At 44.5% G+C, this 19,363-nt stretch carries 33 protein-coding genes; 5 read left to right on the top strand and 28 right to left on the bottom strand.

What is annotated here, in order from left to right; all coding sequences use genetic code 11:
• Positions 1 to 67: 67 nt before the first annotated feature.
• From secY to WMO28_RS07120, 28 genes are all read right to left on the bottom strand, one after another.
• A complete protein-coding gene (gene secY, locus WMO28_RS07255; RefSeq protein WP_349056551.1) occupies positions 68 to 1,381 on the bottom strand; it encodes a preprotein translocase subunit SecY in 1,314 nt (437 codons plus the stop codon).
• Positions 1,381 to 1,821, bottom strand: coding sequence for a 50S ribosomal protein L15 (rplO, locus tag WMO28_RS07250; RefSeq protein ID WP_349056549.1), 441 nt, complete (start codon positions 1,819 to 1,821; stop codon positions 1,381 to 1,383). Before rplO ends, secY begins: the two co-directional genes overlap by 1 nt.
• 12 nt (positions 1,822 to 1,833) lie before the next feature.
• Positions 1,834 to 2,013 carry a 50S ribosomal protein L30 gene (rpmD, locus tag WMO28_RS07245; protein WP_015526932.1) on the bottom strand — a complete coding sequence of 60 codons (180 nt, stop codon included), beginning with the start codon at positions 2,011 to 2,013 and terminating at the stop codon, positions 1,834 to 1,836.
• A gap of 13 nt (positions 2,014 to 2,026) precedes the next feature.
• Entirely contained in the window at positions 2,027 to 2,536 is a 510-nt protein-coding gene (rpsE, locus tag WMO28_RS07240; RefSeq protein ID WP_015526931.1) for a 30S ribosomal protein S5, read from the bottom strand.
• A 17-nt stretch (positions 2,537 to 2,553) separates the two neighbouring features.
• A complete protein-coding gene (rplR, locus tag WMO28_RS07235) occupies positions 2,554 to 2,922 on the bottom strand; it encodes a 50S ribosomal protein L18 (RefSeq protein ID WP_118513010.1) in 369 nt (122 codons plus the stop codon).
• Positions 2,923 to 2,939: 17 nt separating this feature from the next.
• A complete protein-coding gene (gene rplF, locus WMO28_RS07230; RefSeq protein WP_178644014.1) occupies positions 2,940 to 3,479 on the bottom strand; it encodes a 50S ribosomal protein L6 in 540 nt (179 codons plus the stop codon).
• Positions 3,480 to 3,576: 97 nt separating this feature from the next.
• Entirely contained in the window at positions 3,577 to 3,978 is a 402-nt protein-coding gene (gene rpsH / locus WMO28_RS07225; RefSeq protein WP_349056548.1) for a 30S ribosomal protein S8, read from the bottom strand.
• A gap of 79 nt (positions 3,979 to 4,057) precedes the next feature.
• Entirely contained in the window at positions 4,058 to 4,243 is a 186-nt protein-coding gene (locus WMO28_RS07220; protein WP_015526927.1) for a type Z 30S ribosomal protein S14, read from the bottom strand.
• Between the two features lie 13 nt (positions 4,244 to 4,256).
• On the bottom strand, positions 4,257 to 4,796 hold the full coding sequence (rplE, locus tag WMO28_RS07215; protein ID WP_021650765.1) for a 50S ribosomal protein L5: 540 nt from the start codon (positions 4,794 to 4,796) through the stop codon (positions 4,257 to 4,259).
• Between the two features lie 22 nt (positions 4,797 to 4,818).
• The gene (gene rplX / locus WMO28_RS07210; RefSeq protein WP_349056547.1) at positions 4,819 to 5,130 is read right to left on the bottom strand and encodes a 50S ribosomal protein L24; all 312 of its coding nucleotides are present in this window, start codon (positions 5,128 to 5,130) and stop codon (positions 4,819 to 4,821) included.
• 11 nt (positions 5,131 to 5,141) lie between these two features.
• Positions 5,142 to 5,510 carry a 50S ribosomal protein L14 gene (gene rplN, locus WMO28_RS07205; RefSeq protein ID WP_019162495.1) on the bottom strand — a complete coding sequence of 123 codons (369 nt, stop codon included), beginning with the start codon at positions 5,508 to 5,510 and terminating at the stop codon, positions 5,142 to 5,144.
• 13 nt (positions 5,511 to 5,523) lie between these two features.
• Complete coding sequence (rpsQ, locus tag WMO28_RS07200) at positions 5,524 to 5,778, bottom strand: 30S ribosomal protein S17 (protein ID WP_294650948.1); 255 nt, start codon at positions 5,776 to 5,778, stop codon at positions 5,524 to 5,526.
• 17 nt (positions 5,779 to 5,795) lie between these two features.
• Entirely contained in the window at positions 5,796 to 6,005 is a 210-nt protein-coding gene (gene rpmC / locus WMO28_RS07195; protein WP_119240268.1) for a 50S ribosomal protein L29, read from the bottom strand.
• Positions 5,995 to 6,432, bottom strand: a complete 438-nt coding sequence (rplP, locus tag WMO28_RS07190; protein WP_118062095.1) for a 50S ribosomal protein L16 — start codon at positions 6,430 to 6,432, stop codon at positions 5,995 to 5,997. Before rplP ends, rpmC begins: the two co-directional genes overlap by 11 nt.
• The gene (gene rpsC, locus WMO28_RS07185; protein WP_015526923.1) at positions 6,432 to 7,088 is read right to left on the bottom strand and encodes a 30S ribosomal protein S3; all 657 of its coding nucleotides are present in this window, start codon (positions 7,086 to 7,088) and stop codon (positions 6,432 to 6,434) included. The genes rplP and rpsC overlap by 1 nt, the downstream gene beginning before the upstream one ends.
• 11 nt (positions 7,089 to 7,099) lie before the next feature.
• Positions 7,100 to 7,489, bottom strand: a complete 390-nt coding sequence (gene rplV / locus WMO28_RS07180; protein ID WP_015526922.1) for a 50S ribosomal protein L22 — start codon at positions 7,487 to 7,489, stop codon at positions 7,100 to 7,102.
• Positions 7,490 to 7,575: 86 nt separating this feature from the next.
• Complete coding sequence (rpsS, locus tag WMO28_RS07175) at positions 7,576 to 7,857, bottom strand: 30S ribosomal protein S19 (protein WP_015526921.1); 282 nt, start codon at positions 7,855 to 7,857, stop codon at positions 7,576 to 7,578.
• Between the two features lie 15 nt (positions 7,858 to 7,872).
• A complete protein-coding gene (gene rplB / locus WMO28_RS07170; protein ID WP_015526920.1) occupies positions 7,873 to 8,718 on the bottom strand; it encodes a 50S ribosomal protein L2 in 846 nt (281 codons plus the stop codon).
• Between the two features lie 62 nt (positions 8,719 to 8,780).
• Positions 8,781 to 9,080, bottom strand: coding sequence for a 50S ribosomal protein L23 (gene rplW, locus WMO28_RS07165; protein ID WP_119240269.1), 300 nt, complete (start codon positions 9,078 to 9,080; stop codon positions 8,781 to 8,783).
• Positions 9,080 to 9,700 carry a 50S ribosomal protein L4 gene (gene rplD / locus WMO28_RS07160; protein ID WP_021976669.1) on the bottom strand — a complete coding sequence of 207 codons (621 nt, stop codon included), beginning with the start codon at positions 9,698 to 9,700 and terminating at the stop codon, positions 9,080 to 9,082. The genes rplW and rplD overlap by 1 nt, the downstream gene beginning before the upstream one ends.
• Positions 9,701 to 9,721: 21 nt before the next feature.
• Positions 9,722 to 10,354, bottom strand: coding sequence for a 50S ribosomal protein L3 (gene rplC, locus WMO28_RS07155; protein ID WP_092069546.1), 633 nt, complete (start codon positions 10,352 to 10,354; stop codon positions 9,722 to 9,724).
• 65 nt (positions 10,355 to 10,419) lie between these two features.
• Positions 10,420 to 10,737, bottom strand: a complete 318-nt coding sequence (gene rpsJ / locus WMO28_RS07150) for a 30S ribosomal protein S10 (protein WP_015526916.1) — start codon at positions 10,735 to 10,737, stop codon at positions 10,420 to 10,422.
• A gap of 355 nt (positions 10,738 to 11,092) precedes the next feature.
• Positions 11,093 to 12,172 carry a hypothetical protein gene (locus tag WMO28_RS07145; RefSeq protein WP_349056545.1) on the bottom strand — a complete coding sequence of 360 codons (1,080 nt, stop codon included), beginning with the start codon at positions 12,170 to 12,172 and terminating at the stop codon, positions 11,093 to 11,095.
• 146 nt (positions 12,173 to 12,318) lie between these two features.
• Positions 12,319 to 12,573: an HPr family phosphocarrier protein gene (locus WMO28_RS07140; RefSeq protein ID WP_015526913.1), complete on the bottom strand. Its 255-nt coding sequence runs from the start codon at positions 12,571 to 12,573 to the stop codon at positions 12,319 to 12,321.
• Positions 12,570 to 13,526, bottom strand: coding sequence for a DNA-binding protein WhiA (whiA, locus tag WMO28_RS07135; RefSeq protein ID WP_178645017.1), 957 nt, complete (start codon positions 13,524 to 13,526; stop codon positions 12,570 to 12,572). The genes WMO28_RS07140 and whiA overlap by 4 nt, the downstream gene beginning before the upstream one ends.
• A gap of 18 nt (positions 13,527 to 13,544) precedes the next feature.
• On the bottom strand, positions 13,545 to 14,423 hold the full coding sequence (rapZ, locus tag WMO28_RS07130; RefSeq protein ID WP_349056602.1) for an RNase adapter RapZ: 879 nt from the start codon (positions 14,421 to 14,423) through the stop codon (positions 13,545 to 13,547).
• Positions 14,424 to 14,474: 51 nt separating this feature from the next.
• A complete protein-coding gene (murB, locus tag WMO28_RS07125) occupies positions 14,475 to 15,392 on the bottom strand; it encodes a UDP-N-acetylmuramate dehydrogenase (RefSeq protein WP_435376066.1) in 918 nt (305 codons plus the stop codon).
• Between the two features lie 67 nt (positions 15,393 to 15,459).
• A complete protein-coding gene (locus WMO28_RS07120; protein WP_349056544.1) occupies positions 15,460 to 16,197 on the bottom strand; it encodes a tRNA threonylcarbamoyladenosine dehydratase in 738 nt (245 codons plus the stop codon).
• A gap of 176 nt (positions 16,198 to 16,373) precedes the next feature.
• Here WMO28_RS07120 and WMO28_RS07115 point away from each other — a divergent pair, with 176 nt between their 5' ends.
• From WMO28_RS07115 to WMO28_RS07095, 5 genes are read left to right on the top strand one after another with little or no spacing between them, the layout of a single operon-like run.
• Complete coding sequence (locus tag WMO28_RS07115) at positions 16,374 to 16,790, top strand: stage V sporulation protein AB (RefSeq protein ID WP_349056543.1); 417 nt, start codon at positions 16,374 to 16,376, stop codon at positions 16,788 to 16,790.
• Positions 16,791 to 16,812: 22 nt separating this feature from the next.
• On the top strand, positions 16,813 to 17,271 hold the full coding sequence (locus WMO28_RS07110; RefSeq protein WP_349056541.1) for a SpoVA/SpoVAEb family sporulation membrane protein: 459 nt from the start codon (positions 16,813 to 16,815) through the stop codon (positions 17,269 to 17,271).
• A complete protein-coding gene (locus WMO28_RS07105) occupies positions 17,268 to 18,323 on the top strand; it encodes a stage V sporulation protein AD (protein ID WP_178642636.1) in 1,056 nt (351 codons plus the stop codon). Before WMO28_RS07110 ends, WMO28_RS07105 begins: the two co-directional genes overlap by 4 nt.
• 2 nt (positions 18,324 to 18,325) lie before the next feature.
• On the top strand, positions 18,326 to 18,682 hold the full coding sequence (locus tag WMO28_RS07100; RefSeq protein ID WP_178642637.1) for a SpoVA/SpoVAEb family sporulation membrane protein: 357 nt from the start codon (positions 18,326 to 18,328) through the stop codon (positions 18,680 to 18,682).
• Between the two features lie 27 nt (positions 18,683 to 18,709).
• Entirely contained in the window at positions 18,710 to 19,336 is a 627-nt protein-coding gene (locus tag WMO28_RS07095) for a stage V sporulation protein AA (protein ID WP_349056539.1), read from the top strand.
• Positions 19,337 to 19,363 lie beyond the last annotated feature (27 nt).

Genomic DNA, 19,363 nt, shown 5'->3' with positions numbered 1-19,363 from the left:
TGAAAACAGACAGTCCTGTTTACAAATCAAGGCTGCGACACTTACGTACCGCAACCTTCATTTTCAATTAGTTCAGGAAGCCTTTGTAATTACGTACAAGCAGCTGGGATTCCACCTGCTTAACAGTCTCCAGGATAACACCCACGATGATGATAATGGATGTTCCTCCAAAGGAAACATTAGCACCGAATACACCGTTGAAGAAGAACGGGATAACGGCCACGATAACAAGACCTACTGCACCTATAAATATAATATAATTCAGGATTTTAGTCAAATAATCTGAAGTCGGTTTTCCCGGACGGATGCCTGGGATAAAACCGCCCTGCTTTTTGATATTATCGGCTACTTCCAACGGATTAAAGGTAATTGATGTGTAGAAATATGCGAAGAATACGCAAAGCACTACATACAGGATCAGACCCCAGCTATACTGGATCTGACTTGGATTACACCAGTTATTAGAGGAAAGACCTCTTAAAATTTCACTTCCGATGCCTGTTCCGTTTCCCTTACCAGCGAACTGAGCAATGATAGACGGGAAAGACATGATTGAGGAAGCAAAGATAACCGGGATAACGCCGGCTGTATTCACCTTGAGCGGAATGTTTGTGGACTGACCGCCCATCATCTTACGTCCAACCATCTTCTTGGAATACTGAACCGGAATTCTTCTCTCTGCTCCGTTGAGGATAAGTACGAGCACTACAACAACCAGGATGATCACAGCAATGATGCAGGCTGCAAGCATACCTTTTGCAATTGTTTTGCCCTTGACGAAGTTCTCATAAAGAAGGGATATATCGCTCGGGACCCTGGACACGATATTAATAGTCAGGACGATGGAAATACCATTTCCGATGCCCTTTTCAGTAATACGCTCACCCAGCCACATAAGCATGGCAGAACCCGCTGTTAAACTTGCAACAACTACGATTCCTTTCAGGAAGTCCATGTTCGGAATCATTCCCTGACGTCCAAATCCGATTGCCATAGCAACAGACTCAAACAGGGCAAGACCAACCGTTACATAACGTGTGATTGCTGTAAGCTTTTTTCTTCCTTCTTCTCCGTCACGCTGCATCTCTTCCAGTGCCGGAATGGCAATGGTAAGAAGCTGAATGATAATGGAAGAAGTAATGTAAGGTGTGATGTTCAATGCAAAAATTGACATCTGAGTAAAGGAACCGCCGGTGAACGCATCAAAGAAATTGAATGCGTCACCGGTATTAGATTCAAACCACTGCTTAAAGAAGTCACTGTCGACTCCCGGTACAGGAAGCTGGGATCCGATTCTGATCACGAATATCATCCAGATCAGATAGAGAAGTTTTCTTCTCATTTCCTTTACTTTGAAAACACTCTTAAGAGTCTCAAACATTAGATCACCTCTACTGTACCACCAGCAGCTTCAATTTTTGTTTTTGCAGTCTCGCTGACAGCGTTTACTTTAACATTGAGTTTTTTTGTAAGCTCGCCGTTTCCAAGAATCTTAACACCATCACCGACCTTGGAGATTGCACCGCTTGCAAGTAAGCTGTCAACTGTAACCTCTGCGCCATCCTCAAAACGATTGAGAACGTCTACATTGATTGCGATAATTTCTTTAGAGTTTCTGTTCTTGAAACCTCTCTTAGGAAGACGTCTGTATAAAGGCATCTGACCTCCCTCGAATCCCGGTTTCTTGTGTCCGGAACGAGCAAGCTGTCCTTTATGTCCTTTACCAGCAGTTTTGCCGTTTCCTGAACCATGTCCACGGCCTCTTCTGAAGTTATCGCTATGCTTGGAACCCTCTGCGGGTCTTAAGTTTGATAATTCCATTCTGGCACCTCCTTAATCTTCTACTTTTACCAGGTGCTGCACCTGCTGAATCATTCCTCTTGTTGCAGCGTTGTCTGGCATCTCAACTGTTTTATGCATCTTTGTAAGACCCATAGCTTTTACAGTTTTTTTGTGCTTCGGTACTGCACCGATCGGAGATTTTACCAGTGTAACCTTGATTGTATCTGCCATTTCCATTTCCTCCTTAACCCAGAATCTCATCTACAGATTTTCCGCGGAGCTTTGCAACCTCTTCCGGAGTCTTTAACTGGCTCAGGCCTGCGATTGTTGCCAGAACTACGTTCTGTTTATTTCTGGAACCCATACATTTTGTACGGATGTTTTTGATACCAGCAAGCTCGATTACGGCACGTGCCGGGCCACCGGCGATAACTCCAGTACCTTCCGGAGCTCTCTTCAGAAGCATCTCAGCGCTTCCGAATTTTCCGATGAAATCATGTGTAATGGAATTGTTCTCGTCTCTTGCAACAGTAACAAGTTTCTTCATGGCATCCTCTTTACCTTTGCGGATAGCCTCCGGAATTTCTGCTGCTTTTCCTAAACCTGCACCAACGTGTCCATTGCCGTCACCTACAACAACTAAAGCTGTGAAACGGAAGTTACGACCACCTTTAACAACCTTGGTAACACGCTTGATTGATACTACTTTATCTTCTAACTCTAACTGACTAGCATCAATAAGATTACGTTTCATGTGTTCTTTTCCTCCTCTTAGAATTTCAGTCCAGCTTCTCTTGCTGCATCTGCCAGTGCTTTAACTTTTCCGTGGTAGATATATCCACCTCTGTCGAAAACAACGCTCTCGATACCAGCCTCAACAGCTTTTTTACCGATTACTGCTCCGACTTTTGCTGCAGCCTGTACATCGTCAGTGTTCTCAAGCTCTGCTTTTACGTCCTTCTGGAGAGTAGAAGCGGATACTAAAGTTTTACCAACTGTGTCATCAATAATCTGTGCATAGATATGCTTGTTGGAACGAAATACTGCCAGACGAGGAGTAGTTGCAGTTCCGTTTAAATGATGACGTAATCTTCTATGCTTCTTTTCGCGAATTTCGCTTCTGGATGCTTTGTTAATCATATTCTCACTCTCCTTAATTATTTCTTACCGGTCTTACCGACTTTACGTCTGATAACTTCGTCAACGTACTTGATTCCCTTGCCCTTGTATGGCTCAGGTCTTCTCTTGTCTCTGATCTCAGCTGCGTACTGGCCAACTTTTTCTTTGCTGATACCAGATACGATGATCTTGTTTCCGTCTACTGTAGACTCAAGACCTTCTGGATCTTCCATTTCTACCGGGTGAGAATATCCGAGGTTAAGTACAAGTTTCTTACCCTGCTTAGCAGCTCTGTAACCAACACCGTTAACCTCAAGCTCTTTTTTGTAACCTTCGCTTACACCAACAACCATGTTGTGGATAAGGCTTCTTGTTAATCCGTGAAGGGATTTGATTCTCTTTAAGTCGTTTGGTCTTGTTACTACTACATGACCATCTTCAACTTTGATCTCTAACTCTGTCGGGAGTGCTCTCTCAAGTGTTCCCTTAGGTCCTTTTACTGTTACAACGTTTCCATCTGCGACTGTAACCTCAACGCCAGCTGGAATTGCAACCGGAAGTCTTCCGATTCGTGACATAAATTTGTCCTCCTTACTTAGATTGTCGGAGAGGGACTATGCCCTCTCTGTTTTCAGTTTAAAAGCTATATGACTGCTTCGTTAAGTGGCTTTCGGCCTACCAAACGAATGCAAGTACCTCGCCACCAACCTGAAGCTTACGAGCCTCTTTGTCAGTGATAACACCTTTGTTTGTGGAAAGGATTGCGATACCAAGTCCGCCAAGAACCTTCGGAAGCTCGTCCTTGCCTGCGTATACACGAAGACCTGGTTTGGAGATTCTCTTAAGTCCTGTGATGATCTTCTGGTTTTTGTCCTCACCGTATTTCAGTGTGATGTGAAGAGTTCTGATAACTCCGTCCTCAACCAGATCATATTTAGCGATGTATCCCTCATCTACAAGGATGTTTGCAATAGCAATTTTCATCTTGGATGCCGGTACGTCTACAGTGTCATGTTTTGCAGTGTTTGCGTTACGGATTCTTGTAAGCATATCTGCGATCGGATCGCTCATTGTCATGTAAGTTTCCTCCTCTTTCTTCAGACTTTACATGTCGTGTGAATATTATTTATATATTGTTCAAAAAGTTGCTTGCAGCCTACCAGGAAGCTTTTTTAACACCCGGGATCTGACCTTTGTATGCCAGCTCACGGAAGCAGATTCTGCAAATTCCGTATTTTCTCAGGTATGCATGTGGACGGCCACAGATTCTGCAGCGAGTATACTCTCTTGTGGAGAATTTAGCTTTGCGCTGCTGTTTAATTTTCATTGCTGTTTTAGCCATGAATCTTTTCCTCCTATTTAGCAAATGGCATGTTGAATAATGTCAGTAATTCGCGTGCCTCTTCGTCTGTCTTTGCAGTTGTAACGAAGATAACATCCATTCCTCTTACTTTATCAACCTTATCGTACTCAACCTCTGGGAAGATCAGCTGCTCTTTGATACCAAGGGCGTAGTTTCCTCTGCCGTCGAATGCGTTCGGGTTAACACCACGGAAGTCACGTACACGTGGAAGAGCAAGGTTGATAAGACGATCAGCGAACTCATACATCTTCTCACCTCTCAGAGTAACTTTACATCCGATCGGCATACCCTCTCTGATTTTGAAGTTAGCGACAGATTTCTTAGCTTTTGTAGCGATTGCTTTCTGTCCTGTAACAAGTTCCATATCTGCAATTGCAGCGTCAAGAAGTTTAGCGTTCTCTTTAGCCTCGCCAACACCCATGTTAACAACGATTTTCTCGAGTTTTGGCACTTCCATTACGTTTTTGTATCCGAATTTCTTGGTCATGGCATCCATGATCTCGTTCTTGTAAAGATCTTTTAATCTACTCACCTTTATATGCCTCCTCTCTTAATTAATCGATTGTCTTTCCAGTTGCTTTAGCAAAGCGAACTTTCTTGTCTCCGTCCATCTTGAAACCTACTCTTGTAGCTTTTCCGTCTACAACGAGCATTACGTTGGAGATGTGAAGCGGAGCTTCTTTTGTCACGATTCCACCGTTCTGATTAGCTGCGGACGGTTTAGCGTGCTTTGTAACCATGTTCACGTTCTCAACAACTACTGTGTTGTCTTTTACGTTAACTGCAAGAACTTTTCCGTCCTTACCTTTATCTTTTCCAGCGATAACTTTTACAGTATCACCTTTTTTAATCTTCATAGCTGACATTCGGCACCCTCCTATAATACTTCCGGAGCTAAGGAAACGATCTTCATGAATTTCTTCTCACGAAGCTCTCTGGCAACTGGTCCAAAGATACGTGTTCCTCTCGGAGTTAAGTCATCCTTGATAATTACGGCAGCATTTTCATCGAAACGGATGTAAGATCCGTCTTTACGACGAGCGCCTTTTTTAGTTCTAACAACTACAGCTTTAACAACGTCACCTTTTTTAACAACGCCGCCTGGTGTTGCATCTTTAACCGTAGCAACGATTGTGTCACCGATGTTTGCATATCTTCTTGTAGAGCCGCCCATAACACGAATACAAAGGATTTCTTTTGCACCAGTGTTGTCGGCAACTTTCAGTCTAGTTTCCTGCTGAATCATACTGGTTTCCTCCTTATTTAGCTTTCTCTACGATCTCAACCAGTCTCCATCTCTTGTCCTTGGACAGCGGTCTGGTCTCCATTACCTTAACGGTATCTCCGATGTTGCACTCATTGTTCTCATCATGAGCTTTTAATTTATATGTTCTCTTCACGATTTTTTTGTAAAGAGGATGTTTTACATGGTCTTCAATTGCAACGACAATGGTCTTGTCCATTTTGTTGCTGACAACCTTACCCACGCGGGTTTTTCTCAGATTTCTTTCCACGATTGTGTCCTCCTGTCCTATTTGGAAGCGTTTGCCTGCTCAGTGATTACTGTCTGGATTCTGGCAATATTCTTACGAACCTCTTTGATTCGGCCTGTATTGTCTAACTGGTTTGTTGCATTCTGAAATCTCAGATTGAAAAGCTCTTTTTTAGCAGCTACTAATTCATCATTCAGTTCTGCAACTGACTTTGCTTTTAAATCTTCCACGAACTTATTAATTTTCACTGTTATCACCGCCTTCTAAGTCTGCACGAGAAACTATTTTACATTTACATGGTAACTTGTGCATTGCAAGACGTAATGCTTCACGGGCAACCTCTTCGGACACGCCTGCAATCTCAAACATAACACGACCTGGTTTAACTACTGCTACCCAGTACTCCAGAGCGCCTTTTCCGGAACCCATTCGAGTCTCAGCTGGTTTAGCTGTTACCGGTTTATCCGGGAAAATCTTAATCCAAACTTTACCGCCACGCTTAATGTAACGGGTCATAGCAACACGGGCTGCCTCGATCTGGTTAGATCTGATCCAGCACGGCTCAGTAGCAACAAGTCCGAAATCACCATAGTTGATGGCATTGCCTCTCAGGGCTTTTCCTCTCATGGAGCCACGGAATTGTTTACGACGTTTTACTCTTTTTGGCATTAACATTATTTATCGCTCCCTTCCTTAGTTCCTTTTGTTGGAAGAATCTCACCATTGTAGATCCATGCCTTAACACCAACTTTACCGTATGTGGTGTCTGCTTCCGCAAATCCATAATCGATATCAGCGCGAAGTGTCTGAAGCGGGATTGTTCCCTCGCTGTAGAACTCTGTACGAGCCATATCAGCTCCGCCGAGACGTCCGGATACGGAAGTCTTGATTCCCTTAGCGCCAGCCTTCATTGTTCTCTGCATTGTGGACTTCATAGCACGTCTGAAAGAAATACGGTTCTCAAGCTGAAGAGCAATGTTCTCAGCTACGAGCTGTGCATCTTTGTCCGGTCTCTTTACTTCTTTGATGTCAACGATAAGCTTCTTATCTGTGTATTTCTGAAGCTCAGCTTTAACTTTCTCGATCTCTGCTCCACCTTTACCGATTACGATACCAGGTTTTGCTGTGTAGATGATAATTTTAACTCTGTCAGATGCTCTCTCGATCTCGATCTTGGAAACACCTGCGCTGTATAATTTCTTTTTAAGGAATGTTCTGATGTTGTAGTCTTCTACCAGGTAGTCAGCAAATTTGTCTTCTGCATACCATCTGGAATCCCAATCCTTGATAACTCCGACTCTAAGGCCATGCGGATTAACTTTCTGTCCCATGCTTTTCCTCCTTACCTTTCATCAAGCACAACTGTGATATGGCTTGTTCTCTTCTCGATTCTGTAAGCTCTACCCTGTGCTCTCGGCTGAATTCTCTTCATTGTAGGTCCCTTATCTGCATAGCATGCTGCAACATAAAGGTTATCTGCGTTCATTCCGTTGTTGTTCTCAGCGTTAGCTACTGCTGACTCAAGCAGTTTCTTGATCACGCTGGAAGCGTATCTCGGATTGTATGTGAGGATACCAAGTGCTGTCTGTACATCTTTGCCACGGATTGCGTCTAATACGTAGCAGGCTTTCTGAACAGAAATTCTTGCATAAGATAACTTTGCAGACGGCCTTGTCTCTCTATTATTCTCATTTCTGGCTCTCTTTATCTGGCTTCTATGTCCTTTTGCCATCTTAAAGTGCCTCCTTTCCTAAATTCGATATCTGAGTTATCTGCCAGCTGTCTTAATGTGACAGCGGGCAGTTATAAATCTAATGACTAGCGTACTCCAGACTTCTTCTCGTCTTTTCCGTGTCCTCTGTAAGTTCTTGTTGCAACGAACTCACCAAGTTTGTGTCCGACCATATCCTCTGTGATATATACCGGCACATGTTTTCTTCCGTCATGAACAGCGATTGTGTGTCCTACGAAAGACGGGAAGATTGTGGAACGGCGAGACCAAGTTTTGATTACGGATTTATCATTTGCAGCGTTTAAAGCGTCAACTTTTTTAAGTAAGCTCTGGTCTGCAAAAGGTCCTTTTTTCAGTGAACGAGACATTCTTTCTCCTCCTTATTATTTGGATAATGCTTTTCCATCGCGTCTTCTTACGATGTACTTGTTGGACTGTTTGTTTTTCTTTCTGGTCTTCAGGCCGAGAGCCGGTTTGCCCCACGGTGTGCATGGGCCTGGGCGTCCGATACCGGTCTTACCTTCACCACCACCATGTGGATGGTCATTCGGGTTCATAACGGAACCACGAACTGTAGGTCTGATACCCATGTTACGTTTACGTCCTGCTTTACCAATGTTAATAAGGTTGTGATCTCCGTTTCCGATTACACCAACTGTTGCGCGGCATACGATCGGAACCATTCTCATCTCACCGGAAGGAAGACGAAGTGTTGCGTACTTTCCTTCTTTAGCCATGAGCTGTGCGCCGTTTCCTGCAGAACGAACCATCTGTCCGCCTTTTCCAGGATGAAGCTCAATGTTGTGAACCATAGTACCAACCGGGATAAGCTCCAGCGGCAGGCAGTTTCCAACACGAACCTCAGCTTCCGGACCATTGTAAACCTTCTGGCCTACTTTAAGTCCCTCTGGAGCGAGGATGTAAGCTTTCTCGCCATCTGCATAGCAGATAAGAGCGATGTTAGCTGTTCTGTTCGGATCGTACTCGATTGTTTTTACTGTTGCAGGGATTCCATCTTTTCTTCTCTTGAAGTCGATGATTCTATATTTTCTTCTGCTTCCGCCACCCTGATGTCTTACAGTGATTTTACCCTGATTATTACGTCCGGCGTTCTTCTTAAGGGAAGTAACGAGGGATTTCTCTGGTTTAGCAGCTGTAATCTCAGAGAAGTCGGAACCAGTCATATGTCTTCTTGACGGTGTATATGGGTTATAGCTTTTGATTCCCATGATGTTTCTCCTTTCGAATTTGTTCTCGTGCTTTCGTGCACATATTCGGGCTTAATTTCTAATTAAAGTCCCTCGAAGATCTCGATATCTTTGCTCTCTTCTGTAAGAGCTACGATAGCTTTCTTAGTTTTAGCAGTTTTTCCAACTACCATTCCACGGCGTTTTTTCTTGCCATCCATGTTGATGGTGTTAACGCTTTTAACTTTTGTTCCCTCGAACATCTTCTCAACAGCCTCTTTGATCTGAGTCTTGTTAGCTTCCGGATGTACAAGGAATGTATATTTCTTCTCACCCATGTCTGCCATGGATTTCTCTGTGATAACCGGACGGATGATTACGTCATAGTACTGAATACTTGCCATTATGCGTATACCTCCTCGATAGATGCAACAGCATCCTTTGTAACAACTACGGTGTTGTGTTTCATAACATCGTATGTGTTGATTGTAGCCGGTGTTGCAGTTTCCACGTCAGCGATGTTTCTTGCAGAAAGAATTACGTTCTGATCGTTGTCAGCTGTGATTACAAGAGCTTTCTCTGCTTTCAGGTTTGTAAGAACCTTCTGCATCTCTTTTGTCTTAACCTCAGCAAGTGCAAGGCTGTCAACAACAACAAGTTTATTATCCTGAACCTTGGATGTCAGAGCGGATTTAAGAGCTGCTCTTCTTTCCTTCTTGTTCATTTTTACTTCATAATCTCTCGGAACCGGAGCGAATACAACACCGCCGCCTGTCCACTGTGGTGCACGGATGGAACCCTGTCTTGCATGACCTGTTCCTTTCTGTCTCCACGGTTTTCTTCCGCCGCCTCTTACCTCAGAACGAGTTTTCGCTTTCTGAGTTCCCTGACGGTTATTTGCAAGCTGACGAACAACTGCAAGATGAACGAGATGCTCATTGATCTCAACGCCGAATACTGCGTCATTCAGCTCCATTGTGCCAACTTCATTGCCTTCCATATTATAAACAGTTACATTAGCCATTCTGATGCTCCTCCTTTCCTATTATAAGGACTTTACTGTCTCTTTGATTGTAACCAAAGATTTCTTAGGTCCTGGAACAGCACCTTTAACTAACAGTAAGTTATTCTCTGTATCTACACGTACGATCTCAAGATTCTGAACAGTTACCTGAACATGTCCCATATGACCTGGCATATGTTTTCCTTTGAAAACCTTGCTCGGATCGGAGCAAGCGCCGTTGGAACCTGCATGACGATGATATTTAGAACCGTGAGCCATAGGTCCTCTGGACTGGCCATGTCTCTTAATGGCGCCCTGGAAGCCTTTACCTTTGGAAACTGCAGTAGCATCGATATGATCTCCTGCTGCAAAGATATCAGCCTTGATCTCCTGTCCAACCTCATACTCGCCGGCATTGTCAAATCTGAATTCTTTTACAAATCTCTTTACAGCTACACCAGCTTTGTCAAAGTGGCCTTTCTCCGGTTTGTTGACCAGTTTCTCTCTGATCTCGCCGAAGCCAACCTGAACTGATGCGTATCCATCGTTCTCCTCAGTTTTAACCTGAGTTACAACGCAAGGACCTGCCTGTAAAACAGTTACCGGAATTAACATTCCATCTTCATTGAAGATCTGAGTCATTCCGACTTTAGTAGCTAAAATAGCTTTCTGCATTTCTTTCTTCCTCCTTATAGCGGATTACCATTCGGTAATCATATAGTTAATGTCAAATGACATTATTAACGATTTTTCATTTTGATATCGATGTGAACACCAGCCGGCATCTCCAGTCTGGAAAGTGCATCTACTGTTTTCTGAGTTGGTGTCAGGATATCGATAAGTCTCTTATGTGTTCTCTGCTCAAACTGCTCTCTGGAATCTTTGTATTTATGAACAGCTCTTAAGATTGTAACAACCTCTTTCTTAGTAGGAAGCGGAACCGGTCCACTTACCATTGCTCCGTTCTTCTTTACTGTCTCGATGATCTTTGCTGCAGATGCATCAACGAGCTGATGATCATATGCCTTTAATGTGATTCTCATTACCTGATTTGCCATAAAAAAAGTCTCCTCCTATTCGTACTTATATAGCAGTACGACAAGCGGCGACTGTACACATCTCCGTGTGTGTCATGGTATATTTACACACACGCCCATCCCATGATGGTTATTGAACTTTGTACAGTGACTTGTCGTCAGTTTCCTAACTTGACATTCGCTCCACGGAAAACCTGCCAGTGTGGCAGCAACCTCGCGCTTCATAGCTATCAATGTCACAGCAAGGATTAGTATATACGATGATTCTCCAGAATGCAAGTGTTTTTTTAAATTTTTTTAATTTTTTTTCATTTTATCTAAAATAGAAAAAACGGCTCATTTCTGAACCGTTTCCTTCTTATATAATAGGTAGTTATTATTCTTCTATGTCGTCTGCTTCACCGCTGATGATATCGGAGTAGTCAAACAACGTAACCTTTGTGATATCGTCTTTCACGATATCCGGTGCATCTCCTGCTTTCTTTACGCGGCTTGCAAGCTGTGCAGCTGTAAGAGACGGCATTGCAAGATTACCGATAGCAACTGGCGTTTCTTCTGTCCGAACTTCTTTCTGTATTTGCTGTACTCTTGCCGGTTTTCTTCGTTCAGTAATTGTACGTTCAGGCTGTTCCAGCCGAGAAAACATATCACTTTCTTCTGAAGTTGCTGCCGCAATTTCTTTCTTCAGTTCCTCATGTGCCTCACTGGCAGCTGTCTGCGCCGTCTGCTGAATCGCAGATGTACGTCCGACAGCTGTTCTTTCTGTCATGTCATCCTCATCAATCTCATCCACGAAACCGCCGGTACGGACTTTACGCTTATCTGCTTTTTTCTTTTTTTTCTTATGTGCTTTTTCTTCCTGAAGGAGTTCTCTGTCTTCTTCCTTCATTCTTCTGGCACGCGCTTTCTCTTCACGCTTAAGTTCTTTTTTTGATTTCACATAGCCTGGTTCCGGATCATATGTATCATCTTCGATATCATCCGGATCCTTCTTCCAGAGTTCTGCAATCACATAAAGAATAATCAGGAACAAAACAACAAGTCCCAGAATAATGAGCCCTTCAATACTCTCTGTAGCTACCAGAAGATAGCCCACAAATCCAATTGTCACTACAACCTTTGGCACATAATCACCAACCTTGATTGTAAGTGTTTTACCGCCGGAAACTGACTGATCAGTAACAGTTCCTGTTCCCTTGGAAACATCCAACTCGGTAATTGTATATTTATATGTCTTGGAATCCTTCTGTACAAGAATCGACGTTCCAGGTCCCACCTCAGAACTCTTTGCCGGAACTGCATATGTAACAGAACCTACAGGAAGGTTCGTAGCATTTGCGGATTTATCCACGATCACAGTTCTTACTCCAAAAAATGGCGGCAGAACAAGTCCCAGCACACAGATCAGAGTACATATTACAACAAGATGTACAATAAATTTTAATACTTTTGACATAGGTAATCTTCCTCTTTCTTACTTAGTAGACATCCACTTTAAGCGGAAAGGGATACAGCGGGAATCGGTCTTCCTTTCCGTCTGTATCCCTTTATGTTCCACGTCTGGAAGAATTTATTCTTCACAGACTGCTCTGTCCAAATTGATTACTGATTACTTAAATACTGCTCAATGCTCTCCATTGCTGCATTCTCATCATCACCATTGGCAGAAAGTGTGATTTCCTCTCCAGCATCAAGTCCCAGAGTCATCATTCCCATGATACTCTTCGCATTGACTCTCTTCTTGCCAATCTCAACATAAATTTCACTGTTAAACTGGCTTGCCACCTGAACAAGCTGTGCCACAGGTCTCGCCTCCAGTCCAGTGGATAAGTTGATAGTGATTGGTTTTTTAATCATAATAGCTCCTCCTTGTTCTTCCGCAGCTCATCTGCGATCTCACTCAGCTTACGAAGCCGGTGGTTCACACCTGATTTGCCCACCTGCGGATTCAACATCATACCTAATTCTTTCAGTGTGGCATCCGGATACTGCAACCTCAGCCTAGCTACCTGCGCCAGCCCATCGCTCAGGCTCTCAAAACCAGCAGTTCTGCCGATCAATTCTATATCCTCTACCTGCCTCACCGCCGCATTTACCGTTTTATTGATATTCGCAGCTTCACAGTTCACCTTACGGTTTACTGAATTACGCATCTCCTTAAGTATCCGGATATTCTCCAGATCCATAAGTGCCACATTCGCCTCCATGACTGCCAGCATATCGACGATCTGCGCGCCCTCCTTCACATAGACCACATATGATTTCTTGCGCACTACTATCTTAGCTTCTACGTGAAAACTGCGGATAATCCCCTGTAATTGTTCTGCTTTTCTTCTGTCAGGACATACAATCTCAAAGTGATATCCCTTCTCGGGATCACTGATCGATCCTGACGATAAAAAAGTGCCGCGAATAAATGCACGCTTGCAGCAGCTCATCTGAACCACAAGCGAATTATCCATTTCAAGTAACCCGGTCTCGTTATCCACAGAAAGCTTCGTTCCCTGAAGAACCTGTTCTGCTCTGACAGGATCCGTAACCTCCACGAGATACACCCTGCCTCGTTTCAGATGGGAGCCCTCCCGGATAACAATCGCTGTCTCTATATTAAATGTTTTTCGCAATAATGTAAAGCTTTTTCTTGCAACTGCTTCATTTTCTGTCTGAATCCACAGTCTTGTATTTCCATCCGGCAGCTTTTCCACATGACCGCAGCCACACAGCAGTGCAGCCATTTCTGCTACCTGACAGTGTCTTGCCGGACTGAACTGCCCCGCAAGTTCCTCCTTGACCTTTCCTGAAAATGACATCCCGAACCCTCTTTTATATTATTTCTTCAGAAGTCTGTCCTTCTCCGCATCTCTGTGCTCCAGTCGTATTCCATAATCACCGGACTGCGACAGTCTAGAAAAAAGCTCTCTGGCTATGGTAACGGAACGGTGTTTTCCACCGGTACAGCCGATACCGATCACAAGACTTGTTTTTCCCTCTTTAATATAATTGGGAATCAGAAAACGGATCATATCCTCCAGTTTATCAGCAAAAGCCTTCGCAATATCGCTGTCCATCACATAATTAAATACTGCATCATCCAGGCCGGTCAGCGGACGAAGTTCATCCACATAATAGGGATTCGGCAGAAAACGTACATCAAACACAAGATCCGCATCAGCCGGAATTCCATATTTAAAACCAAAGGAAAGAACCGAGATCATAATATTACTGAACTCCCTGTCATCCACAAAGATCTTTTCGATTTCCTGGCGAAGCTCTCTGGTAAGCAGATGACTGGTATCAATAATGTAATCCGCACGTTTTCGCAGAAATTTTGTTTTCTCACGTTCCAGGCGGATTCCTTCATCCACTCTTCCGGTTCTGGCAAGGGGATGACTTCTTCTGGACTCCTTATATCGTTTCACAAGCACAGGATCTTCTGCATCCATAAAAAGGATCTCATAGTCATATCCTGTATTCTTCATCCGGTTCAGGACAACTTCCAGCTCATCCAGTGCGCTTCCGCTTCTGGCATCGATTCCCAACGCTACATTTCTTACATTCTCACTCTGCATTTCCGGAAGAAGAGATGCAAATTTTTCCAGAAGCTGAATCGGAAGATTATCCACGCAAAAATATCCCATATCCTCCAGCATTTTAAGGGCAGCTGTTTTTCCGGCTCCCGAAACTCCTGTTACGATCACAAAACGCATTTTCTCTCTTCCTTTCTCCATGTTACTGTCCGTGTGCACATCCGGTCATGATCAGTTCTCAAAATCTCCAAGGAACTTCACTTCCGGTTCCAGAGTGACACCATATTTCTCATAAACGATATCTCTGACATTATCCATCAAAGTGCGGACGTCTTTTGCCGTTGCATTTCCTGCATTAATCACAAAACCGCAATGCTTCTCGGAAACCTGGGCACCGCCTACACGGTATCCTGCAAGTCCGCTGTCCATCACAAGCTTTCCGGCAAAATATCCCTCCGGTCTCTTAAAAGTGCTTCCTGCACTGGGATATTCCAGCGGCTGCTTCGTAGTCCTTCGAATCGTCAGATCCTTCATCTTCTCGCGGATTTCTTCCTGATTTCCCTCTTCCAGACGTATCTTCGCTTTCAGAACAGTATATCCTGCTTTTTTGATGATGCTGGTACGATATCCCAGTTCCAGCTTCTCTGCCGGGATCGTAAAGATCTCGCCCCTGCCATCCATTACAGTTACCTCCAGCAGCACATCTTTCATCTCGCCACCATAAGCACCTGCATTCATCACAACAGCACCGCCTACAGTTCCCGGAATTCCACCGGCAAACTCAAAACCTGTAAGAGAAGCTTTTTTTGCAGCCGCTGCCACAGAAGAGAGCAGGGCACCTGCCTGAGCTATGATCACATTTCCCTCTGTTCTCACAGAAGACATATTCTTATACACCTGAATAACCACTCCTCGGTAGCCTCCATCTCCTACAAGAAGGTTGCTTCCGTTTCCCAGGATAAAGTACGGCATATCTGCGTTCCTGCAGATCTTTATGATTTCGCTGACCTCAGCTTCCGTCTCCGGCACCAGAAACAGATCTGCCGGTCCTCCGATCCTAAAAGTCGTATGAAGCTTCATTGGCTCCTCTGTCAAAACCCTCTCCTCACCAAGAAGGTCACAAAACATTTCTGTTAATTTCTGATTCAAAATTTCTGTTCCTCAGTCTTTCTGTTTTTATTTCTATATTATAAAGCAGCGCTTTTGTCTGCCTCTCTCATCCGTTTCTCACATTCATTCCTGTTGACAGGATATCCCTGACCACTTCGCCTGCAAGAAAACATCCTGCTGTCCCCAGCACAAAAGAAATATTTCCTTCCACAGGTTTGGTCGGCACATTATTGCGTTTTCGTCTGAAAATCCGTTCTTTCACCGGACGTTCTTTGGAATAAAGAACTTTCAGTTTACGGATTCCACGTTTCCGTAATTCCATCTTCATAGCTTTAGCCACCGGGCATACCGCAGTTCTGCTGATGTCTGTGATTTCCAGTCTGGAAGGATCTAGCTTATTTCCCATATCCAGGCATGAGATCACCGGCACACGCGCCTCCTTCGCCCTGCTGATCAGAAGCAGTTTCGATGACAGCGTTCCCATAGCATCTACCACGTAATCAAAAGCATGCAGATCAAACATTCCGGCTGTTTCTTCATTATAAAAGGTTTCGTAAGTATGTACCAGAATATTCTCATCAATATCATGAATTCTTTTTTTTGCTGCCTCAACCTTGCTCATCCCTATCGTAGAATGAACTGCCAGGATCTGGCTGCTGACATTCGGCAGTGTGATCTTCGCATGATCGACCAGCGTCAGGCTTCCCACCCCGCACCTTGCAAGAGCATCAGTCGCATATGAACCAGCTCCCCCAAGACCGAATACTGCGATCTTCGCCCTGCTGATTTTTTTTTCGCCTGCGTTTCCCACAAGCAATTCCATACGAGAAAAAGCATCCTGCATATCCGACCTCCTGTTGCTGATCTTATTTTTATTCAACTGCTGTCAGTCCATAAAGCAGCAACTTTATTATACTATCTGTAACCGAAAATGTACAGAAATTCTTATTTTTTAAGATTGTCGTATAAAATTTTTATATTTTCAAATACTATTCTCATTATCAAAGGAGGGATTCCTCAATGCTTCAGCAGCTTATTTTATGCTTCACAGGTTTTTGCGCCGGTATTATTGTAGCCGGTGGCGTTTCCGGTCTGATGATCGGTCTTTCCATTATTCCCCGATATGCCGGAATCACCCACACAGCAGACTATATTTTTCTATATGAAGATATGTCTCTTCTGGGTACAATAAGCGGCACTGTCGTTCTTCTTTTTAACATTCCTCTCCCTATTGGAAGCTGGTTTCTTATATTATGCGGTATTTTTTTCGGCATATTCTTAGGCGGCTGGATCCTGGCTCTCGCAGAGATCGCGAAGGTTTTCCCCGTATTTATCCGAAGACTGAAGCTGACGGAAGGCCTTTCCCTGGTGATCCTCTTCATTGCCGCTGGAAAAACCCTCGGCTCTCTTCTCTACTATGCAAAGGGATGGATGTAAGATTTATGAAAGGAGCATTTTCATGCGTAATATCGATGAAAAAGAATACGAAAAATATGTAAAGCAGGTAACTCCCACGCACTGCCTTCCTGTAAATATGCTGAAGGCTTTTTTCACAGGAGGGCTGATCTGTCTCGCAGGCCAGTTTATCATCAATACCGCGCAGGCACTTGGCGCAGATATAGCCGATGCGAGAACCTGGTGTTCTGTACTTCTCATTCTCATCAGCGTAATTCTCACCGGCCTTGGCATCTACCCGAAGATTGGCAAATTCGGAGGTGCAGGAAGTCTTGTTCCCATTACCGGTTTCGCCAATTCTGTGGCAGCCTCAGCCATTGAATTCCGTGCAGAGGGACAGGTCTTTGGTATCGGCTGCAAGATATTTACCATTGCCGGACCTGTGATCCTGTATGGCATTATGAGTGCCTGGGCTCTCGGCTTGATCTATTATATCTGTAAACTTCTGGGGGTGATCGCATGATAAAAAACCTTCACAGAGGGGCAGCCAGCATTGCCTTTAGGGAGCCTCTTTATATAGAAAGCTGTGCATCCATTGTAAGTCAGAAAGAGGGCGAAGGACCTCTTGGAAAGCTTTTCGATATAGTCTGCGAGGATCCTATGTTCGGATGTGACACCTGGGAAGCTGCCGAAAGCACCCTGCAAAAAGAAACCGCCACCCTGGCTCTGAACCGTTCCAGACTCACACCGGACGATGTCCAGCTTATGTTTGCCGGCGATCTTCTGGCCCAGACAGCAGCCACCTGTTTCGGTTCTGCCGGAATCGGCATTCCTTTTTACGGACTGTACGGTGCCTGCTCCACCATGGGCGAATCGCTTTCTCTTGGAGCACTTTCATTAACTGCCGGTTTTGGCAGCCGTGTTCTCTGTGTCACCTCCAGTCATTTTGCCAGCGCGGAAAAAGAATTTCGTTTTCCCCTGGGATATGGAAATCAGCGTCCCTTATCTGCCACCTGGACTGTCACAGGAAGCGGTGCCTGCATTTTAAGCACCACGCCTCCGGCAAAAAGCTCTCCGCTTCGTTCTTCAGTAGGCTTTGCAGCTATCACAGGACTCACCGCCGGACGTGTCATGGATTACGGCCTTAAGGATTCCATGAATATGGGCGGCTGCATGGCACCTGCAGCCTGCGATACCATTGCCAGAAACTTCTCAGATTTCAGCCGCACACCTTCAGATTACGATGCTGTATTTACCGGTGATCTCGGTACCGTCGGCCAAAAAATCCTTCTGGATCTTTTAAGCGAACAGAATATCGACCTTGCATCCATTCATCAGGACTGCGGACTTCTGATCTATGATAATGAAACTCAGGATACTCATTCCGGTGGAAGCGGCTGTGGCTGCTCTGCCACAGTGCTGGCAGCTTATATCCTTCCCAAAGTTGTATCCGGCGAATGGAAACGGATTCTTTTTGTGCCAACCGGTGCACTGCTTTCCAAGGTAAGCTTTAACGAAGGCGACAGCATTCCCGGAATTGCCCACGCAGTTGTCATCGAACACATGGAGGTATGATCATGGATTATTTTAACGCTTTCTGGGTCGGCGGCCTGATCTGTGCCCTGATCCAGATCCTTCTGGATAAAACAAAGCTGATGCCCGGTCGTGTCATGGTACTCCTGGTATGCAGTGGTGCCGTGTTAAGTGCTGTCGGCATCTACAAACCACTGGTCGATTTTGCAGGTGCCGGAGCCTCCGTTCCGCTGATCGGCTTCGGCCATGTTCTGTGGGAAGGCATGAAAAAAGCCATTCAGGAAGACGGACTTCTGGGGCTTTTCACCGGTGGCTTTACTGCCTGTGCTGCCGGTGTCTCCTCAGCGCTTATCTTTTCCTATCTGGCCAGCTTCTTTTTCCGCCCGAAAATGAAAAAATAGCATTTCTGATGAAAGGAGTTTTTCCATATGAGTGACACTCTTTATCTTCAGCTGGATCAGAATATTGAAGTCACGAATCCCCACGTATATCTGCAGGATATTGCCGCACTTTCCTCAAGCAATACAAAGCTTCTGAACCGGCTTCGCGTCATGCCCGTGATAATTCTGGATTCTTCCCGCCCGGGACGCTATGTTCTGTCTGTCTCTGAGCTTTTAAAAATGATCCAGAAAGCAGAACCTTCTGTTGATATCTCTCCTATCGGCGAGTCCAGCTTTATCATCACCTACCGTATCAGCTCTGCCACAGGAATCCTTTTTCGGTATATCAAAATCTTTTTTGTATGCCTGGTTTCTTTTTTCGGTGCTGCCTTTTCTATTATGACTTTTAATAACGATGTAGATCTGGGCGGACTTTTTTCCCAGATTTATACCCTTGTTATGGGAAAAAGCTCTGACGGATTTACCATACTGGAAATTTCCTATTCCATCGGTATCGGACTTGGAGTCCTGATCTTTTTTAACCATTTCGGGCACCTGAAGCTCTCGGATGATCCAACCCCTATGCAGGTACAGATGCGTACCTACGAAAACGATGTCAACCAGACTCTGATCGAGCAGAGTGAGCGCAAGATTTCCACAGGAAAAGATTCCTGACATGCAAAAAAGAAACTCCTCACAGAA

The sequence above is a fragment of the Blautia aquisgranensis genome, from assembly GCF_040096615.1.
GTDB lineage: Bacteria > Bacillota > Clostridia > Lachnospirales > Lachnospiraceae > Blautia_A > Blautia_A aquisgranensis.
The sequence above is the reverse complement of the archived record's forward strand: the minus strand, read 5'-3'. Positions and strand labels throughout refer to the sequence as shown.

Bases quoted from the DNA above. Each gene is read 5' to 3' on its own strand.
- rplB (WP_015526920.1), bottom strand. From the start codon at position 8,718: ATGGGAATCAAAAGCTATAACCCATATACACCGTCAAGAAGACATATG.
- rpmD (WP_015526932.1), bottom strand. From the start codon at position 2,013: ATGGCAGATACAATCAAGGTTACACTGGTAAAATCTCCGATCGGTGCA.
- rplF (WP_178644014.1), bottom strand. From the start codon at position 3,479: ATGTCACGAATCGGAAGACTTCCGGTTGCAATTCCAGCTGGCGTTGAG.
- secY (WP_349056551.1), bottom strand. From the start codon at position 1,381: ATGTTTGAGACTCTTAAGAGTGTTTTCAAAGTAAAGGAAATGAGAAGA.
- WMO28_RS07115 (WP_349056543.1), top strand. From the start codon at position 16,374: ATGCTTCAGCAGCTTATTTTATGCTTCACAGGTTTTTGCGCCGGTATT.
- rplC (WP_092069546.1), bottom strand. From the start codon at position 10,354: ATGCAGAAAGCTATTTTAGCTACTAAAGTCGGAATGACTCAGATCTTC.
- rapZ (WP_349056602.1), bottom strand. From the start codon at position 14,423: ATGCGTTTTGTGATCGTAACAGGAGTTTCGGGAGCCGGAAAAACAGCT.
- rpsH (WP_349056548.1), bottom strand. From the start codon at position 3,978: ATGACAATGAGCGATCCGATCGCAGATATGCTTACAAGAATCCGTAAC.
- WMO28_RS07110 (WP_349056541.1), top strand. From the start codon at position 16,813: ATGCGTAATATCGATGAAAAAGAATACGAAAAATATGTAAAGCAGGTA.
- rpsC (WP_015526923.1), bottom strand. From the start codon at position 7,088: ATGGGACAGAAAGTTAATCCGCATGGCCTTAGAGTCGGAGTTATCAAG.
- rplX (WP_349056547.1), bottom strand. From the start codon at position 5,130: ATGTCAGCTATGAAGATTAAAAAAGGTGATACTGTAAAAGTTATCGCT.
- WMO28_RS07220 (WP_015526927.1), bottom strand. From the start codon at position 4,243: ATGGCTAAAACAGCAATGAAAATTAAACAGCAGCGCAAAGCTAAATTC.
- rpsS (WP_015526921.1), bottom strand. From the start codon at position 7,857: ATGTCTCGTTCACTGAAAAAAGGACCTTTTGCAGACCAGAGCTTACTT.
- rplR (WP_118513010.1), bottom strand. From the start codon at position 2,922: ATGATTAACAAAGCATCCAGAAGCGAAATTCGCGAAAAGAAGCATAGA.
- rplD (WP_021976669.1), bottom strand. From the start codon at position 9,700: ATGGCTAATGTAACTGTTTATAATATGGAAGGCAATGAAGTTGGCACA.
- WMO28_RS07140 (WP_015526913.1), bottom strand. From the start codon at position 12,573: ATGATTAAAAAACCAATCACTATCAACTTATCCACTGGACTGGAGGCG.
- WMO28_RS07100 (WP_178642637.1), top strand. From the start codon at position 18,326: ATGGATTATTTTAACGCTTTCTGGGTCGGCGGCCTGATCTGTGCCCTG.
- rplP (WP_118062095.1), bottom strand. From the start codon at position 6,432: ATGTTAATGCCAAAAAGAGTAAAACGTCGTAAACAATTCCGTGGCTCC.
- rplO (WP_349056549.1), bottom strand. From the start codon at position 1,821: ATGGAATTATCAAACTTAAGACCCGCAGAGGGTTCCAAGCATAGCGAT.
- WMO28_RS07105 (WP_178642636.1), top strand. From the start codon at position 17,268: ATGATAAAAAACCTTCACAGAGGGGCAGCCAGCATTGCCTTTAGGGAG.
- WMO28_RS07095 (WP_349056539.1), top strand. From the start codon at position 18,710: ATGAGTGACACTCTTTATCTTCAGCTGGATCAGAATATTGAAGTCACG.
- whiA (WP_178645017.1), bottom strand. From the start codon at position 13,526: ATGTCATTTTCAGGAAAGGTCAAGGAGGAACTTGCGGGGCAGTTCAGT.
- WMO28_RS07145 (WP_349056545.1), bottom strand. From the start codon at position 12,172: ATGTCAAAAGTATTAAAATTTATTGTACATCTTGTTGTAATATGTACT.
- rpsE (WP_015526931.1), bottom strand. From the start codon at position 2,536: ATGAAACGTAATCTTATTGATGCTAGTCAGTTAGAGTTAGAAGATAAA.
- WMO28_RS07120 (WP_349056544.1), bottom strand. From the start codon at position 16,197: ATGCAGGATGCTTTTTCTCGTATGGAATTGCTTGTGGGAAACGCAGGC.
- rplN (WP_019162495.1), bottom strand. From the start codon at position 5,510: ATGATTCAGCAGGAAACTAGACTGAAAGTTGCCGACAACACTGGTGCA.
- rplV (WP_015526922.1), bottom strand. From the start codon at position 7,489: ATGGCAAAAGGACATAGAAGCCAGATAAAGAGAGCCAGAAATGAGAAT.
- rplW (WP_119240269.1), bottom strand. From the start codon at position 9,080: ATGGCAAGTATTCAGTACTATGACGTAATCATCCGTCCGGTTATCACA.
- rpsJ (WP_015526916.1), bottom strand. From the start codon at position 10,737: ATGGCAAATCAGGTAATGAGAATCACATTAAAGGCATATGATCATCAG.